Raw genomic sequence first — 802 nt, forward strand, 5'->3', positions numbered from 1 at the left:
TCGTTTGGTGTTTTTAAGGCGGCCAGCATTTCAACCAACACCTCGAGGTTTTTACGTAGTAGGGGTTCGCCACCGGTAAGACGAATTTTTGTAACACCGTGTGCAACAAACAGTCGCGCCATGCGTGTGATCTCATCGAAACTCAATAGTTCGGATTGTGGCAGGTATTGGTAGCCTTTTCCGAAGATTTCCTTGGGCATACAATAAGTGCAACGGAAGTTACATCGGTCGGTGACTGAAATGCGTAGATCGCCCAAGAGCCTTCCGCGTGTATCTGACATCTGACCATTGGGGGCAGGCGCGTGCGCGGGAATTAGTGGTACTTGGCCAGCGTAAAGCAGGTCAATAGTAGGGATTATGTTTATGCTCATTGTGCACTCGATATAGATAAATTGATCATTAAGCGATAAGTCATGACGAGCAGCTGTAATGGGATAACCCACCGGTTTCGAAGAACTCAAGTGGCTTCAGCCGATAGTATTTTTTTTCCATATCAATTGATTGCTCGGCATATGGCTGCGTCATGACTTCCTGCAACTCTTGCACTAACGAGTAATTCCCTATGCTCGCTTGCTGATACGCAGGCACAACGAACCACTCTCTCAAATTATATTTTGGATTGACGAATTTCATCTGCTTAGAAAGCTCATCTTCAGAACAAGCACTATTTACTTCGATAGTGCTAGGGTCGGTCGTACTGGCGTTAAGAGATTTCCATGTTGTGAGCCACGCTGACCAGCGCTTGTCGATTCCTTCGGGATCTGCATTATACGTCGCGTTTTTGTAGAAGCTTTTTTTGAGT

Annotated in this window: 1 protein-coding gene and 1 pseudogene; both read right to left on the bottom strand. The window is 46.0% G+C overall.

Annotation, left to right across the window (positions count from 1 at the left end; genetic code table 11):
* Window positions 1-281 (bottom strand): radical SAM protein (locus H4J67_RS21355; protein ID WP_259368696.1); only part of this gene is annotated, 281 nt, incomplete at its 3' end.
* A gap of 130 nt (window positions 282-411) precedes the next feature.
* Window positions 412-802, bottom strand: a pseudogene (locus H4J67_RS21360) (hypothetical protein); the annotation flags it as partial.

It is taken from the genome of Colwellia sp. BRX10-4 (genome assembly GCF_014077465.1).
In the GTDB taxonomy this organism is placed as follows: domain Bacteria; phylum Pseudomonadota; class Gammaproteobacteria; order Enterobacterales; family Alteromonadaceae; genus Colwellia_A.